Annotated in this window: 12 protein-coding genes; 7 read left to right on the top strand and 5 right to left on the bottom strand. The window is 66.9% G+C overall.

The annotated features are described in order from the left end of the window. Positions 1 to 33: 33 nt before the first annotated feature. From DN412_RS00435 to msrA, 5 genes are all read left to right on the top strand, one after another. Positions 34 to 1,104, top strand: coding sequence for a 2,5-dihydroxypyridine 5,6-dioxygenase NicX family protein (locus tag DN412_RS00435; protein ID WP_115012716.1), 1,071 nt, complete (start codon positions 34 to 36; stop codon positions 1,102 to 1,104). Beyond that, positions 1,101 to 1,922: an alpha/beta fold hydrolase gene (locus tag DN412_RS00430; protein WP_115012715.1), complete on the top strand. Its 822-nt coding sequence runs from the start codon at positions 1,101 to 1,103 to the stop codon at positions 1,920 to 1,922. Before DN412_RS00435 ends, DN412_RS00430 begins: the two co-directional genes overlap by 4 nt. A 100-nt stretch (positions 1,923 to 2,022) precedes the next feature. Beyond that, the gene (locus DN412_RS00425) at positions 2,023 to 3,276 is read left to right on the top strand and encodes an acyl-CoA dehydrogenase family protein (RefSeq protein WP_115012714.1); all 1,254 of its coding nucleotides are present in this window, start codon (positions 2,023 to 2,025) and stop codon (positions 3,274 to 3,276) included. Continuing rightward, positions 3,273 to 4,808, top strand: a complete 1,536-nt coding sequence (locus DN412_RS00420; RefSeq protein WP_115012713.1) for a class I adenylate-forming enzyme family protein — start codon at positions 3,273 to 3,275, stop codon at positions 4,806 to 4,808. The genes DN412_RS00425 and DN412_RS00420 overlap by 4 nt, the downstream gene beginning before the upstream one ends. Before the next feature lie 78 nt (positions 4,809 to 4,886). Further along, a complete protein-coding gene (gene msrA / locus DN412_RS00415) occupies positions 4,887 to 5,429 on the top strand; it encodes a peptide-methionine (S)-S-oxide reductase MsrA (RefSeq protein WP_115012712.1) in 543 nt (180 codons plus the stop codon). Positions 5,430 to 6,079: 650 nt separating this feature from the next. Here msrA and DN412_RS00405 read toward each other — a convergent pair. The 5 genes from DN412_RS00405 to DN412_RS00385 form a co-directional block, all read right to left on the bottom strand. After that, a complete protein-coding gene (locus DN412_RS00405) occupies positions 6,080 to 7,822 on the bottom strand; it encodes an IS1634 family transposase (RefSeq protein WP_115012710.1) in 1,743 nt (580 codons plus the stop codon). Positions 7,823 to 8,360: 538 nt separating this feature from the next. Next, entirely contained in the window at positions 8,361 to 9,440 is a 1,080-nt protein-coding gene (locus DN412_RS00400) for a DUF72 domain-containing protein (protein ID WP_115012709.1), read from the bottom strand. Positions 9,441 to 9,455: 15 nt separating this feature from the next. Continuing rightward, positions 9,456 to 10,697: an SAM-dependent methyltransferase gene (locus tag DN412_RS00395; RefSeq protein ID WP_115012708.1), complete on the bottom strand. Its 1,242-nt coding sequence runs from the start codon at positions 10,695 to 10,697 to the stop codon at positions 9,456 to 9,458. Between the two features lie 230 nt (positions 10,698 to 10,927). Further along, the gene (gene pdxH, locus DN412_RS00390; RefSeq protein ID WP_078197418.1) at positions 10,928 to 11,566 is read right to left on the bottom strand and encodes a pyridoxamine 5'-phosphate oxidase; all 639 of its coding nucleotides are present in this window, start codon (positions 11,564 to 11,566) and stop codon (positions 10,928 to 10,930) included. A 146-nt stretch (positions 11,567 to 11,712) separates the two neighbouring features. Beyond that, positions 11,713 to 12,906, bottom strand: a complete 1,194-nt coding sequence (locus DN412_RS00385) for an MFS transporter (RefSeq protein WP_115012707.1) — start codon at positions 12,904 to 12,906, stop codon at positions 11,713 to 11,715. A 449-nt stretch (positions 12,907 to 13,355) separates the two neighbouring features. Here DN412_RS00385 and DN412_RS00380 point away from each other — a divergent pair, with 449 nt between their 5' ends. Together DN412_RS00380 and DN412_RS00375 are read left to right on the top strand one after the other, a co-directional pair. Further along, the gene (locus tag DN412_RS00380; protein ID WP_115012706.1) at positions 13,356 to 13,733 is read left to right on the top strand and encodes a RidA family protein; all 378 of its coding nucleotides are present in this window, start codon (positions 13,356 to 13,358) and stop codon (positions 13,731 to 13,733) included. A 102-nt stretch (positions 13,734 to 13,835) separates the two neighbouring features. Beyond that, on the top strand, positions 13,836 to 15,443 hold the full coding sequence (locus DN412_RS00375; protein WP_115012705.1) for an MFS transporter: 1,608 nt from the start codon (positions 13,836 to 13,838) through the stop codon (positions 15,441 to 15,443). The last annotated feature ends 2 nt before the right edge of the window (positions 15,444 to 15,445 follow it).

Raw genomic sequence — 15,445 nt, 5'->3', positions numbered from 1 at the left:
CGCCCATAAAACAACAAGCAGGAGACAAACGTCATGCTCATCGAGCAGATCGAACACCGCTGGCTGGCGGCGTTCCGGCGCACGCTGGAACTCTGTGCCCTGCAGGGCGGGGATGTCGTCGGAATTGTAACGGAGTCGCAATCCCGCCCTGTCAACGTGGCCTTGGCCGAGCTGGCCGTGCAGTCGCTGGGCGCCACGCCGGTACGCATCCAGGTGCCGACACCGCCACTGAGCGCGCCCGCGCCGGTGCGCTCGACCGGCGCCAGCGACGCGCTGCAGAACCTCGCCCCGGTGGTGGCGGCGCTGTCGCGCTGCCACCTGGTGCTGGACTGCACAGTGGAAGGCCTGCTGCATGCGCGGGAGCTGCCGCTGATCCTGCGCGGCGCCGACGGCGTGGTGCCGCGCATGCTGATGGTCAGCAACGAACACCCCGAGATCCTGGAACGCTGCCAGCCCGACCCGGCACTGGAAGGCACCGTGCGCGCGGCGATGAAGCGCCTGCGCGGCGCGCGCGAGATGCGCGTGCATTCCGCCGCCGGCACCGAGCTGCGCATCGGGCTGGCCGATGCGCGCGTGGGCGGGGTCTGGGGCTTCTGCAACAAGCCCGGCCAGGTTTCGCACTGGCCCGGCGGCCTGTGCCTGGCGTTCCCGGCCAGCCGCCAGGTCAACGGCACGCTGGTGCTGGCGCCCGGCGACGTCAACCTGACCTTCAAGACCTACCTGCGAGATACCGTGGTCTGCCATATCGAGGACGACTACATCGTCGGCGTCGAGGGGCAGGGCGTGGATGCCGACATGATGCGCGGCTACTACCAGGCCTGGGCCGACCGCGAGGGCACGCGCGACGCTTACGCGGTCTCGCACGTGGGCTGGGGCCTGAACCGGTTGGCGCGCTGGGACGCGATGACCTTCTACGACAAGCGCGACTGCAACGGCACCGAACTGCGCGCGTTCGCCGGCAACTTCCTGTTCTCGACCGGTGCCAACGAGGTGGCCGGGCGGCATACGCTGGGCCATTTCGACCTGCCGCTGCGCAACTGCACGGTATCGCTGGATGGCCGCGCCGAGGTAGAGGCGGGCACGCTGGTGGAGGTGGCCGCATGAGCGCAACTCCGACGATGCAACGCCACGCCAACGGCATCGCCACGCTGGCCTGGGGCGACGGCCCGGTGGCGGTGGTGATGCTGCATGGCATCGGCGGCGGCAAGGCGGCCTGGCCCGCGCAGGGCGAGGCGCTGGCGCGGGCCGGCTACCGCGCCGTGGCCTGGGACATGCCCGGCTACGGCGACAGCGCCCTGATCGACCCCTATGACTTCGACGGACTGGCCCAGGCGCTGGCCCCATTGCTGCAGGCCGAGCGCGATGCCGGCCGGCGCGTGGTGCTGCTGGGCCACAGCATGGGCGGCATGGTCGCGCAGCAGGCCTGCGCGGCCACGCCCGCGCTGATCGACGGCATGGTGCTGTCCGGCACCTCGCCCGCCTTTGGCAAGGGCGACGGGCCGTGGCAGCGCGAGTTCATCGCCGCGCGCACCGCGCCGCTGGACGCCGGCAAGACCATGGCCGAGATGGCCGCCGGCTTGGTGCGCACGATGGTTGCGCCGGATGCCGACGCGCAGGCCGTGGCCTTCGCCACGGCGGTGATGGCGGCGGTGCCGGCGCCTACCTACCGCGCGGCGCTGGGCGCGCTGGTGCGCTTCAACCAGCGCGACGCGCTGGCGCGCATCGCGGTGCCGGTGCTGGCACTGGCCGGGCAGCACGATACCAATGCCGCGCCGGAGGTGATGGAGCGGATGGTGCAGCGCATTCCGGACGCCGAGTACCGCTGCCTGCCGGATGTCGGCCACCTGGCCTGCATGGAGCGGCCGGCGCTGTTCAACGAGGCGGTGCTGGATTTCCTGCGCCGACACTTCCCCTTGCACTGAACCGCGCCGTTTTCCGGTTAGCTTCCGGGCAACGCCACACAAGAACCACCGCCGCGCCGCCCCTGCATGCGGCGCGAGCAGGAAGACAGGAGACTGCGACATGCCATCCGGCCAGCTCGATTTCATTCCCGCCGTCGGTACGGCGGACTTCACCCCGCAACAAGCGCGCCTGCTGGCGCTGGCCAACCGCCTGGGCCGCGAGCGCTTTGCGGCGCGCGCGGCCACCTGGGACCGCGAGGCCAGCTTCCCCTTCGCCAACTATGACGACCTGCGCGAGGCCGGCCTGCTCGCCCTGTGCGTGCCACAGGCGTTCGGCGGCGAGGGCGCGGACTTTGCCACCTACTGCATGGTGGGCGCCGAGATCGGCCGCTTCTGCGGCGCCACCGCGCTCACCTACAACATGCATATCTGCTCGACCATGTGGACCGGCATGCTGTCCGACGGCATCGACATGACGCCGGAGCAGCGCGCCGAGCACAAAGCCCGGCGCGAACTGCACTTCGCGCGCGTGGTGCGCGACGGCGCGATCTATGCGCAGCCGTTCTCCGAAGGCTCCGCCGCCGCGGCGGGCAAGGCGCCGTTCGGCACCACCGCGCGCAAAGTCGAGGGCGGCTGGGTGCTGAACGGGCGCAAGATCTTCGCCTCGCTGTCGGGCGCCGCGGACTACTACGGCATCCTGTGTACCGAGGACCGCGGCGACCATCATCCCGACATGCGCGATACGCTCTACATCGCCGTGCCCGGCAAGGCGGACGGGCTGACCGTGACCGGCGACTGGGACCCGATGGGCATGCGCGGCACGGTGTCGCGCACGCTGCTGCTCAAGGACGTGTTCGTGCCCGACCAGGAGCAGTTGATGCCGCGCGGCGTGTACTACCGCGCCGCGCAGACCTGGCCGGCGATGTTCTTCACGCTGTCGCCCACCTACCTGGGCGTGGCGCAGGCCGCCTACGACTTCACCGTGCAGTACCTGCGCGGCGAGGTGCCCGGCCAGCCGCCGGTCAAGCGCCGCATGTACCCGACCAAGCAGATCGCGGTGGCGCAGATGCGCATCCAGCTGGAGACCATGCGCTCGATCTTCTGGCGCGTGATCCATGAGGCCAGGCCCAATCCGACCAAGGACGAGCGCCTGCGCCTGTACGCCGCGCACTACACCGTGATGGAAGGCGCCAACGATATCGCCCGGCTGGCGATCCGCACCTGCGGCGGGCAGTCGATGCTCAAGGACCTGCCGCTGGAGCGGCTCTACCGCGATTCGCGCTGCGGCGCGCTCATGCTGCCCTGGACCGCCGAGCTGATCCTCGACCGCCTGGGCCGCGAGACCCTGTACGAATCCGGCGAGCGCGACGAATGAGCGCCACCCGCCGCGCCATGCGTTTGGGCGCCGCCGGGCTGGGCGCGCTGCCGGCAATGCTGTATCGCCATGCCGAAGCGGCACCGGCGCGACCCGCGCTGCACTACCTTGGCCGCACCTTCACCTACGGCAAGCTGTGGCGGCGCGTGGAGCGTGCCAGCGCCCATCTTGCGGCAACCTGGGGCATCCGCGCGGGGGATCGCGTTGGCACACTGTGCCTGAACCATGAGCTGCAACTGGTGCTGCTGTTCGCCTGCGCGCGCGTCGGGGCGACGTTCACGCCGCTGAACTACCGGCTCGCGCCTGCGGAGCTGCGTACCATCGCCGGCCACGCGCAACTGGCCGCGCTGTTCCATGACGAGCGCCATGAAGCGTTGGCGCGCGAGGCCGGCGGCGGCTGCCGGGTCGCGCGTCTGGAACGGCTGATCGACCATCCGGCACCGCCCGGCGTGATCCATTCGCGGATGCCGGACGACGCGCCGCTGCTGCTCGCCTATACCTCCGGCACCACCGGCAAGCCCAAGGGCGCGCTGCATACCCAGGCCGGGCTGCTGGCCAATGCGCGCGCGAGCTGGTGGGCGCACGGCATGACGGCGGACGACCACGTGCTGTCGGTGCTGCCGATGTTCCATGTCGGCGGCCTGTGCATCCAGACGCTGCCGGCGCTGCTGGCCGGCGCGCAGGTCACGCTGCATGACCGCTTTGCGCCACAGGCATGGCTCGATGCGGTGGCGCAGGCACTGCCGAGCCTGTCGCTCATGGTGCCGGCGACGCTGCGCGCGGTGCTGGAGCATCCCGGCTGGCCCGGTGCCGACCTGTCGGCGCTGCGCGGCGTGATGGCGGGCTCGTCGACCATCCCGCTGTCATATATCGACGCCTTCCACGCCCGCGGCGTGCCGCTGGGGCAGGTCTATGGCGCGACCGAAACCGGGCCGGTGTCGGTGGTGCTGAAGCTGGAGGATGCGATGGCCCGGCCCGGCTATGCCGGCTGGCCGCAGCCGGAAACCGAAGTCAGGCTGGCCGGCCCGGACGGCGCCGAGGTGGCGCAGGGCGAGGTCGGCGAACTGTGGGTGCGCGGCGCCAATGTGATGGCGGGCTACTGGAACCAGCCCGACAACGGCCTGCCCGACGGCTGGTTCCATTCCGGCGACCTCGCGCACCGCGATGCCGACGGTTGCATCGAAGTGGTCGGGCGCAGCAAGGACATGATCATCTCGGGGGGCGAGAACATCTATCCCGCCGAGATCGAGAACGTGCTGGTCGGCCTGCCCGGCGTGCAGGAGTGCGCGGTAGTGGGCGTGGCCGATGCGCGCTGGGGCGAAGTGCCGGTGGCGGTGATCGTGCTCGCGCCGGGCGCGCCGCGCGAAGCGCTGGCGGCAGAGCCGCTGCGCGAACTGCTGGCGACACGCATCGCCCGCTTCAAGCTGCCGCGCGAGGTGGTGCTGCTGGACGACCTGCCGCGCAGTGCGCTGGGTAAAGTGCTCAAGCCGCAGCTGCGCGCGATGCTGGAGGCGCAGCGCCAGCCGGGCTGAATTCGCTGCAAGGGCGCCGATCTGCGCTTATGCTTGAGACCATGAGGCCACAGACGGCACAGCGAGGGAGCGGCGCAAATGGAACATGGACTTGAAACGGCCACGCTGGGGGGCGGGTGCTTCTGGTGCCTGGAAGCGGTCTACCAGCAGGTCGACGGCGTGGTGGCGGTGGAGTCCGGTTATACCGGCGGCCATGTGGATCATCCGACTTACCAGCAGGTTTGCGAGGGGAATACGGGTCATGTCGAGGTGGTGCGTGTCACCTTCAATCCTTCGGTGATCAACTACCGCGAAATCCTCGAGATCTTCTTTGCCATCCATGATCCGACCACGCCGGACCGGCAGGGGAACGATGTCGGGACGCAGTATCGGTCGGCGATTTTTACGAATTCGGAGGCGCAGCGGGCTACGGCGGAATACGTGATGCGGGAGTTGGCGGCTGCCAAGGTGTTTGATTCGCCGATCGTGACGCAGGTCGAGCCGGAACTGCCTTACTGGCGTGCTGAGGCGAGTCATCAGAATTACTATCAGGACAATCCGAGCCAGGGGTATTGTGCGTTTGTGATTTCGCCGAAGTTGGGGAAGTTTCGGAAGCAGTTTGGGGGGAAGTTGAGGAAGTAGGGATTGGTTTTGGGGCGGCACGGCGGTGCTATGCGGTTGGTTTGTGGTTCTTGGCGGGTGTGGGCTGTTTAGCCGGCTTAGCCGGCGGGGGTTCTTGCTCGTTAGCTGGGTTCTGTTGGTCGGGTTCGATGTTGTCGTAGGTTTAAGCGCCTGGTTCCGCCCTGCTGGGCGGGTCACTTTTTGTCCGAGCGACAAAAAGTAACCAAAAAACGCGTCGCCTCTGGCGGCTGGCCATCCATTCCTCGGCGTTGGTGGTTCGGGCGGTGGTGCTTGCCGTTTGGCGTGGTTGGCCGTTCGAGCCTGCTACGCACCCTGTCTGTGCCCACATCGACGGACTATTGGACGAACCCGACTTTAGGCGGTTGGCAGCCTGCTAAGTACCGCGTCGGTGGGACGCCTTCGGCTGCCCTTCGCGCCGGCCCTAACGTGGCAGACGGACGGCCACGTCCTGATTTGCGCCTTTGGCCCGGCATCACGACGCGCCGTGCGAGCGCAGCGACGCACTCCGTGCCCGAGCACCCGACCTGCGATACTGAGTGCGCGCAGCGCAGCCGAAGGCGTCCCACCGATGACCTGGTTAGACCGAACTTTGAGCTCGCGGCGCGCTAATGCTTTGATTTCTCACGGTTATGCGCGCGCGAGCGAGTCGATTACTGGGTACAGGCGACGGGGCTGACGTTGAGCAGGCGGAAGGCCTTTTCTTGAACTGGGGTCGGCCGCGTGATCATGACGATCTTTGCTTGCGGGTTGAGGGGCGTGTGACAGACGTTGTACGCGAGCGTAGCCAGATCCTCGAGCAACGTGCGGAAGCTGTGCACCGGCAAGCCGTCCTCTCCAAGCCTGGTGGCGTCCTTGGCTTTCGCCTGGTCCGAGCGTCGTGCCTTGGCCACTGGCGAGGGCCGGGCCGTACGCGCGAGCTCGACGTATTCATCGTCGAACAGCATCGGCTTTAGCTTCTCGCGCATGTGCCACTCGACGTAGTAAGCAAGCATGCACAGAAAGACGTGAGCGCGCACGCGCGCGGCGTTCCAATGGAATATGGGACGCACCTGCAGATCGACCGTCTTGAGCGAACGGAAGGCCCGCTCCACCACCGCCAGACCCTTGTAGGCGGTCACGGCCGCCTCAGCCGGCAAGTCCGTTGCCGGCAGGCTCGTACGCACCACGTAAAGGCCATCGAGTGCGGCCTCCTGCTGAATCTGTTCGGCCTTGCGCCTCCATGTGAAGCTCGAGTCGGTGATGTTCAACTCGAAGTGCTTGCCCATCCTGAAGTGATCGATGACGCGGCCTACGCGCAGGGCAATCTCCTCGGTGCCCTTAAGGCGGTTGCGGGCACGCGTGGTCGCGTCGGTGATCTTCATCAACTCGGCTTCGGTGGCCTGCAGCAGCGCTTCGCGTTTGCGGCTGCGCTCCTCGGCCAGCAGCGGATTGCGACACACGATGAGCCGCTCGCCGGGGAACGCCTCGCTGGTCACCTCCAGCAGGTTGCGCTCATCGAATAGCGAGGGCTGGAAGGGGCCCTTCTCCCGGGCAAGTGCGGCCATCTGCGGCGCGCGCAGGCTGCTCACCCAGTCCAGGCCCGCCGGGCGCAATACCGTGTCGATGCGCGCCTGCGTGAGCATGCCCCGGTCGCCCACCCACGCGAGCTTCTCGATGCCATAGCGGTTCTTGAGCTTGTCCACCTGCGAGGCCACGGTAGCCGGATCGGCGGTGTTGCCGGCGAAGACTTCGACCGCCACCGGACAGCCCTCAGGAGTGCAAACCAGACCGAACACGATCTGCGGGTCGTCGCGCTTGCCATCGCGACTGTAGCCGTGGGCGGCAAGCTCGCAGCAGCGTCCCGTCACCCACGTGGAAGTGAGGTCATAGAGCACCAGCGTATTGCCGCTCAGATGCTGCCTGGCAAGGCGCTTCTCGATGCCTTCCTGAGCTTCTCCCAGCCAGTCGAGCGCGGCATAGACCTGCTCGAGTTCGAGGTCGCCCAACTTCAGCAGCCGCGACACCGAGTGGGTCGCGGTCTCGTCGCGCAACATGCGATGTGTGGCGAGCTTGGAAGCGGGTGACACCACCCGCGCCACCAGCAGTGCCATCACCACCGAGCGCAGCGCGGCCGGTGCCGAGGCAAACCACTGCTCGGCACCGCAGGCGCGCGCCGCGCCAAGCACGGCGGCCACGTGTCCGTGTGGCAGGCTGCGCTCGATCACGAAGGCCTCATCGGCGGCCGACACCGCGACGCCACCGCGTAGCAGCACCTTCAAGCCTTCGATGACCTCGGCGGGCAGCGACGAGAGATTGGCGAGGGTGCGCTTCTTGACCGTGTTGCCGTCGCGATAGGACTCGCGCAGCAGGACGGCGGGGGGCGAGTTGCGGTTGGGGACGTGTTCGATATACATGAACACTTATTCAAGCACAGCACTGCTAAAAAGCAATAGATAAATACTAATTTACATGGCTACATAATAGCCTCAAAAATAGCCGAAACCCAGCGCCGAGGCGGGTTCCGGCCATTTGGGAAGTCAAAGTTCGGGTTAGAAGGCTGCCAATAACCTAAAGTCGGGTTCGTCCAATAGTCCGTCGACGTAGGCACCGGACAGGGAGCGTAGCTGGGTCGAACCACCGACCCCATCGAACGGCAAGCACCACCGCCCGAATCACCCCCGCCGCCAAATTGGTGGCCAGCCGCCTGAGGCGACGCGCTTTTTGGTTACTTTTTGTCGCTCCGGCTCGGACAAAAAGTGACCCGCCCAGCAGGGCGGAACCAGGCGCTTAAACCTACGACAACAGGGAACCCGACCTACATCCCCAAGCCAGCGAGCAAGAAGCCCCGCCGGCTACGCCGGCGAAACGACCCACGCCCACCAAGAACCACAAACCCCCCCCGCATGGCGATGAACCAACAACGCTGGTCAAGCCCCCCCGATACAAACAGCATCACCCAACCACCCCCTCCAACCTCGCAACAATCCCCTCAGCCAGCCGCACACAACTCAGCGGCGCACAGCCCTCGGCGTTATTGCTGACAATGACGATGGCAGGCTGCCCGGTGCGCAGCGTGCGCGCCACCACGTCGGCAATGGCATGACGGGTGTCGGGGTCATCGTCGACGATGCGGTCAAAGGGCGCGTAGAGCTTTTCCGCGTAGGCATAGGGCCGGCCCCCATGCAGCATCCAGCGCAGGATCAGCGGACCCGGCGCTTCCTCATCCATTAGCGCCTGCGCCGCGGCCTGGCGCGGCACCGGTGGCAACCGGTCGCGCGCCGCCAGGCAGAAGCGTACGCCGTGGCGGCGCAGCAGGCGGATGTAGCGTGGCGTCAGCAGCGCCGGGTCGCGCAACTCCACGGTGTAGCAGGCATGCGGGGTGATCGACGGATCGAGCGGCGGCAGCGCGCCCAGGAAGGCGTCGAGCCGCTCCAGGAACACCGCGCTATCGGCTAGCGGGCCCATCGGCGACAGCTGGAAAAGCAGCGGCCCGCACTTGCTCCCTAACCCGCTGGTGGCTGGCACGATGAAGTCGCGTACCGCGATCTCCGCGTCCAGGAAGGCGGCGTTGGCCAGCCTGCCGGCGCCGTCGGAGCCGCGCAGCCAGGCGTCGCAGACGCTGGCCGGTGCCTTGACCAGGAAGCGAAAGCCATCGGGCACTTGCGCGGCGTAGGACAGGTAGTCCGCCAGCGGGATCGGCCCGTAGAAGCCGCGGTCGATGCCGGCGGCGCGCAGCAGGGGATGGCGTGAATAGGCGGCCAGGCCCTTGCGCGACAGCAGGCTGTCACCGTACTCGCCGTCGTAGACCAGCCCGTTCCAGCCGGGGTAGGCCCAGGAGGATGTGCCGAAATACAGGTTCGTTGGCAGACGCGCGGCCAGCGCGCGCAGGGCTTCGTCTGTCTGCGCGGGCTGCACGCTCTTGCCGCGTGCCGCTGTGCCGGACGGGGCGGCCGCGCCTGCGTGGGATGCGGGCCGTTCGGGGGTGGCGGGTAGGGCGGGCAGTGGCAGCCCGCCAAAGAGGTCTTCAGTCAATCGCCAGCGTTGCCTTTAGTCTTTGCTGCCAATGGGTTGGTCATAGATATAGTGGCGCGACCACGGCAGCGTGTCCGCCGGCAGCCCGGACTTGTGGCAGACCACCTGGTAGATCGCCATCTTCTCGGTCTCGAAGGCATGCGCGCAGCCGGCCAGGTAGACGCGCCAGATGCGGTATTTCTTCTCGCCGACCAGGCTGCGGATGGTGTCGCGGCGGGCCTCGAAGTTGTCGGCCCAGTGGTGCAGCGTCTGCGCGTAGTGGCGGCGCAGCAGTTCGACGTCGAAGGCTTCCAGCCCGCCTTGCTGCAGCGTGCGCAGCACCAGCCCGATATGCGGCAGTTCGCCCTGCGGGAACACGTAGCGGTCCATGAACTCGGCGCCGTCCATCGGCGTCGCGCCGTTGTCCGGGTCGGGCGAGGTGATGCCGTGATTCATCACATAGCCGTCGTCGGCCAGCAGTTCGCGGATGCGGCTGAAATAGCCGGGCAGGTTGTCCTTGCCCACGTGCTCGAACATGCCGACGCTGGTGATGCGGTCGAAGGTGCCGGCGGTGTCGCGGTAGTCCTGCAGCCGGATCTCGATGCGGTCGGACAGGCCCGCGGCCCTGACGCGCTCGGTGGCCAAGTCGAACTGGTTCTGCGACAGCGTGATGCCGACGCAGCGCGCGCCGAACTTCTGCGCCGCGCGCAGCACCAGCGCGCCCCAGCCGCAGCCGATATCGAGCAGGGTCTGGTTCGGCTGCAGCCGGATCTTGGTCAGGATGTGGTCGATCTTCTTGAGCTGCGCGGTAGCCAGGTCTTCGTCGCCGTGCTCGAAGTAGGCGCAGGAGTAGACCATGTTGGGATCGAGCCAGAGCTGGTAGAAGTCGTTGGAGACGTCGTAGTGGTACTGGATCGACTCCTTGTCTTCCTGCTTGCTATGCGTGAAGTGCTGCGCCACCTTGTACAGCACGCCGCCGGCGCGCCGCGTAGCTGCGGACGATAAACCGTAGGCGACCTTGATGATGTCCGCCAGCCTGCCATCGAAGTCGATTTTTTCCTGCACATACGCTTCGCCCAGGTTGTCCAGGCTTGGCGTCAGCAGCAGCGGCAGTGCCGTGGCCTCGCGCACGGTCAGCGTGACCGCCGGCTTGTCGAAGTGCCCGAGCGGGTATTCGGTGCCGTTCCACAGCCGCAAGCTGACCGGCAGATTGGCATTCTCTCGCAGGTCGGCGATCCAGTTGTCGAGTTGCTTTTCCAGGGCTTGCTTGAAAAACATGCGCTTTACCTCCCGATGGTTGCGGCACACGCTTCGGCCGACGCATCAGGCAAGGCTGGTACTGAGCTGGAACCTTGCCCGATCCGTCGCGAGCGCTGCAAGAAAAGAGTAGCCAAGCGACGCCTGTCTCACTTTAGTCCAATTCCGCAGCTTGTGCAGCGCACCGGCCAGAAGACCCCACTACCGACCTGTTCGGCGCTGTTGGCGAACGTTCCGGCGCGCCAGCCTCCTCAGGGAGACAGCCGCACGATCTGCCAGTCGCCGCCGGGTTGCAGGCGGAAGGCGATGCGGTCGTGCAGGCGCGAGGGGCGGCCCTGCCAGAATTCCAGCGCGGTCGGCACCACCCGGTAGCCGCCCCAGTAGGGCGGGCGCGGCGGGTTTTCGCCGAACTTGCTGCGGTATTCCTGCTCGCGCTGCTCCAGCACGTCGCGGCCGGGCACCTCGCGGCTCTGCGCGGAGGCCCATGCGCCTACTCGCGAGCCCAGCGGGCGCGTGGCGAAATAGGCGTCGCTCTCGTCGTCGGTGACTTTCTCGACGCGGCCTTCGACGCGCACCTGGCGCTCCAGCTGGACCCAGTGGAACAGCAGCGCGGCGCGCGGGTTTGCCGCCAGGTCCAGGCCCTTGCGGCTTTCGTAGTTGGTGTAGAAGGTGAAGCCCCGGTCGTCGATGCCCTTGAGCAGCACGATGCGCGCGGACGGCTGGCCGTCGGCGTCGACCGTGGCCAGGGTCATGGCATTGGGTTCAGGCAGCTTGGCCGTGACCGCCTCGTCGAACCAGCGCTTGAACTGGCTCATCGGGTCGGGGGCCACGTCGGTTTCGGACAGCGAGCCCAGCACATAGGTGCGGCGAAGGTCGGCAAGTTGAGTCATGTCGCAATCATCAGGATATCGGTCGGGAAGCGCGGTGCGCCCGGGGGCGAGGGCCGCAGGTCCGGCTGATTCGAGTATAGCGAATGCATCGGGGATCGCATTTGCGTGGCGACAAGCGTATCGGCGACATCCCCTGCGGTGGGGTGTCAAACCGGCGGCTGCAGCACCTTGCGCCCCTGGCGCCGCGAGTAGTAGCCCGCGGCGCCCATCGCCCCCGCCATCGACAGGAAGATCGGCAGCATGCCCAGCGCCGTGCCGACCACGCCGAAGGTGAGCGGCCACACGACCTGGCTGGTGTTGAGCACCGCCGAGCGCAGTCCCAGCGCCTCGCCGGCGCGGCCGTGCGGCGACGCCGTGTGCAGGATATTCATGACATTGGGCTGGGCGCTGCCCAGCGCCAGGCCCAGCACGAAGGCCAGCCCGCACATCAGCCAGAACTGCGTGACGAAGGGGTAGGCCAGGTAGGCCAGCGCGCCCACCAGCAGCGCGGCGCGGATGATCTTCCACTCGGAGAGCCGGCGCGACACCGCCGGCATCGCCACGCGGATGGCGAAGGTGGCGATGGCGAAGGCGCCCAGCACCCAGCCGATCGAAGACGGCGACAGGCCGATGCGCGAGCCCTGGATCGGGATCAGGAAGGCGTGCAGGTCCCACGCCGCCGACAGCACCGCGCTGGCGATGAACACGGCGCGCAGTTCGGGGTGCTGCAACAGGTCCAGCGTGGAGCGGCGGCTGCCGTCCTCGATGGCGATGCGCCCGGCGTTGCCGCCTTGCGCGGGCAGGCGCGGGCGCACCCATTGCAGGCCGGCCTGGCCCACCAGCGCCACCGCCACCAGCACCATGAAGGCGGGGCGGAAGCCCGCATGCTCGATCACGTAGCCCATCGCCACCGGCCCGAGCGTGCCGGACACCGACAGACCGAGCGCATGCCAGGTGTAGTTGCGCAGCCGGGTGTCGTTGGTGGAGATCTGGCCGATCAGCAGCTGCATCGCCACCTGGACCAGCATGAAGCCCACGCCGATCAGCGCGCACGACAGATATAGCGCGCCGATGTCGTGCCACAGCGCCGGCAGCAGCGTGCCCGCCACCACCATCAGCGAGCCCGCGGTCATCGGCTTGCGCGGACCAATTTCGTCGATGCGCTTGCCGGCGCGGATCGCCAGCAGCATCGGCAGCACCGCGTACAGCGACATCAGCACGCCGAGCGTGAGGGTGGAAGCCTTGAGGGAAATCGCGAACAGCGACACCACCACGCGGCTGGCATTGAAGGCCACGTGGTTGCACACCGTCAGTGCGATCAGCCAGGTGATCGGCGGGACGGCGGCGTGCGTCAGCGTCATGGGGGCGGCGAGTGGCGTCGTGGGACCGCGCTCAGTGGCGGCCGGCGGCCGGGCCGAGGCGGAAAAACAAGGGCGGCCGTGGCCGCGCCTTTCGAAGGAGGCAACCCGGGCGAGCCCGCGCCGCATCCAATGCTTGCCATGCTTAAACTTCTTGTAAGTGGCCGTTTAATTATGCGCCTGCCGGGGGCGCGGCACAACGGCTAAGTGCGGCGAGCTGTCGCAGCGGGTCAAAGTGTTGCGAATTTGCTTCAGCGAATCCCCTTCTGGTCCCGAAGGCACCGTCCGGACGGCGTCGGGAAGTCTCCAGCCGCATCAATGGCCCGATAGCGTAGAACCACCCTAGCGTGCAACTACGACTTATCCGGGCCGGGGCGCGTGCCTAGCATGAGGGCGTACAGAACATGCCGGCAGCAATGTGCCGGCGCCCTTAAACCGAACCGGAGACAACGATGAACGCACCCGCTCCCGCAGTCGACCTGCCGTCCTCAGCCCTCTACAGCTATGCCCGAAGAGCGGGCCAGGTGATCTACACCGCCGGCATCGTGGCGATCAATGCCGAAGGCCAGACCGTAGGGGTCGGCGATGCGGGCGCGCAGACCCGGCACATCCTGCAATCCATCCAGAGCATCCTGGCGGCACACGGCGTCACGCTTGCAGACGTTGTGTCCAACTGGATCTTCGTGAAGAACTTCGATGACTACGCCGCCGTGAACGCGGTGTATGCGGAGTTCTTCAAGGCGCCGATGCCGGTGCGCTATTGCATTCGCGCCGACCTGGTGCGCAACGACTGGCTGGTGGAGATCGCAAGCGTTGCCCACAGTGCCTGAAGCGCTGGACGCCAGGAGGTTGCACATGGACTTCAGTACCGTCATCGAACAACGCATGGCCGAAATCGCCTCTGCCTGCACCGGCTGCGGCAAGTGCGCATCATGACCCCTGCAGCCGGCGCGGCCATTCCGGTCAGCGAGACCAAGGCGCTGTCCCGACGCGAGATATCCAAAGTGATTTGGGGCTCTTCGCTCGGAACGGTATTCGAGTGGTACGATTTTTTCGTGTATGGGACGCTGGCCGCGATCCTGGGCCCGCTCTTCTTCTCCAGGGAACTGGGCGAGACCGGCGCGTTCCTGGCGAGCCTGGCCACCTACGGCGCGGGCCTTGTCATCCGGCCGTTCGGCTCGCTGGTGTTCGGCCGGCTCGGCGATCTCGTCGGGCGCAAGTACACGTTCCTGATCACCATCATCCTGATGGGCGTTTCCACGGCCGGCATCGGCTTCCTGCCGACATACGAGACGGCCGGCATCGTCGCGACGCTGCTGCTGGTCAGCCTGCGCCTGCTGCAGGGCCTGGCGCTCGGCGGCGAGTATGGCGGCGCGGCCATCTACGTCGCGGAACACGTCTCGACGCACAACCGCGGGCACGCCACCGGCTATATCCAGATCTGTGCCACCGCAGGCTTCTTCCTCTCCCTGGTGGTTGTGCTGTCGACGCAGTACATCAGCGGGCCGGACTTCAAGGTATGGGGCTGGCGCGTGCCCTTCATCCTGTCCACCGCCATGCTGCTGGCTTCGGTCTACATCCGTTCCAGGCTGAATGAGTCTCCGGTGTTCGTCCGCATGAAGGCCGAAGGGCGCACCAGCAGCAGCCCGCTGCGCGAGAGCTTTGCCAGCAGGGCCAACCTGAAGCTGATCCTGCTGTCGCTGTTCGGTGCCGTGGCCGGTGTCGGGGTGGTCTGGTACACGAGCCAGTTCTACGTGCTGATCTTCATGCAGAAGGTGCTGAAGATCGACCTGGCAACTTCCTACCTCCTGATGTCGATTGCGCTGGCCGCGGCGGTGCCGTTCTATGTCGTGTTCGGCTGGCTGTCGGACAAGTGGGGCCGCAAGCCGATCCTGCTGGTCGGACTGGCCATGACCGCGCTGACCTATGTGCCGCTGTTCAAGGCGCTGACGCACTACGGCAATCCGGCGCTTGACCTGGCGATGCGGACCACGCCGGTGCAGATCGCGTCCAGCGATTGCAAGATCCGGATGTTCGAGGGCCCGCAGAACGACTGCGAAAAGGTGAAGGACCATCTGGTCGCCAACGGCATTCCGCACACGGTGGTGCCGTCGGTCCAGAAAGGGACGACCGTCATCATCGGCGACAAGAAGATCGAGGGTCTCGATATCGCGCAAATGAAGGCGGCACTGACCGCGGCGGGCTACCCCGCAAGCTCCAACCCCGGCCAGATCAACCGGCCCATGGTGGTGCTGGTGATCTTCGTGCTGCTGCTGTACTCGTGCGCATGCTATGGACCGCTTGCCGCGTACCTGGTGGAGCTCTTCCCGGCGCGGATACGGTACACGTCCCTGTCGATGCCTTATCACCTGGGCACGGGCTACGTTGGCGGCTTCATGCTGTACTTCGCGACGCTGATCGCTTCCGCGACCGGCAACATCTTCGACGGGCTGTATTACTCCATCGCCGTCTCATGGCTCTCCGTGATCGTCGGCTTCTTCCTGCTGCCCGAGACCAAGGGGCGCGACATCTCCGCATGAGC

The organism is Cupriavidus lacunae (genome assembly GCF_003353055.1).
Classification (GTDB): Bacteria; Pseudomonadota; Gammaproteobacteria; order Burkholderiales; family Burkholderiaceae; genus Cupriavidus; species Cupriavidus lacunae.
The sequence above is the reverse complement of the archived record's forward strand: the minus strand, read 5'-3'. Positions and strand labels throughout refer to the sequence as shown.

What these genes read in the sequence shown, in the direction of transcription:
- DN412_RS00435 (WP_115012716.1), top strand. Translation starts at nt 34, where the DNA reads ATGCTCATCGAGCAGATCGAACACCGCTGGCTGGCGGCGTTCCGGCGC.
- DN412_RS00430 (WP_115012715.1), top strand. Translation starts at nt 1,101, where the DNA reads ATGAGCGCAACTCCGACGATGCAACGCCACGCCAACGGCATCGCCACG.
- DN412_RS00425 (WP_115012714.1), top strand. Translation starts at nt 2,023, where the DNA reads ATGCCATCCGGCCAGCTCGATTTCATTCCCGCCGTCGGTACGGCGGAC.
- DN412_RS00420 (WP_115012713.1), top strand. Translation starts at nt 3,273, where the DNA reads ATGAGCGCCACCCGCCGCGCCATGCGTTTGGGCGCCGCCGGGCTGGGC.
- msrA (WP_115012712.1), top strand. Translation starts at nt 4,887, where the DNA reads ATGGAACATGGACTTGAAACGGCCACGCTGGGGGGCGGGTGCTTCTGG.
- DN412_RS00405 (WP_115012710.1), bottom strand. Translation starts at nt 7,822, where the DNA reads ATGTATATCGAACACGTCCCCAACCGCAACTCGCCCCCCGCCGTCCTG.
- DN412_RS00395 (WP_115012708.1), bottom strand. Translation starts at nt 10,697, where the DNA reads ATGTTTTTCAAGCAAGCCCTGGAAAAGCAACTCGACAACTGGATCGCC.
- pdxH (WP_078197418.1), bottom strand. Translation starts at nt 11,566, where the DNA reads ATGACTCAACTTGCCGACCTTCGCCGCACCTATGTGCTGGGCTCGCTG.
- DN412_RS00385 (WP_115012707.1), bottom strand. Translation starts at nt 12,906, where the DNA reads ATGACGCTGACGCACGCCGCCGTCCCGCCGATCACCTGGCTGATCGCA.
- DN412_RS00380 (WP_115012706.1), top strand. Translation starts at nt 13,356, where the DNA reads ATGAACGCACCCGCTCCCGCAGTCGACCTGCCGTCCTCAGCCCTCTAC.
- DN412_RS00375 (WP_115012705.1), top strand. Translation starts at nt 13,836, where the DNA reads ATGACCCCTGCAGCCGGCGCGGCCATTCCGGTCAGCGAGACCAAGGCG.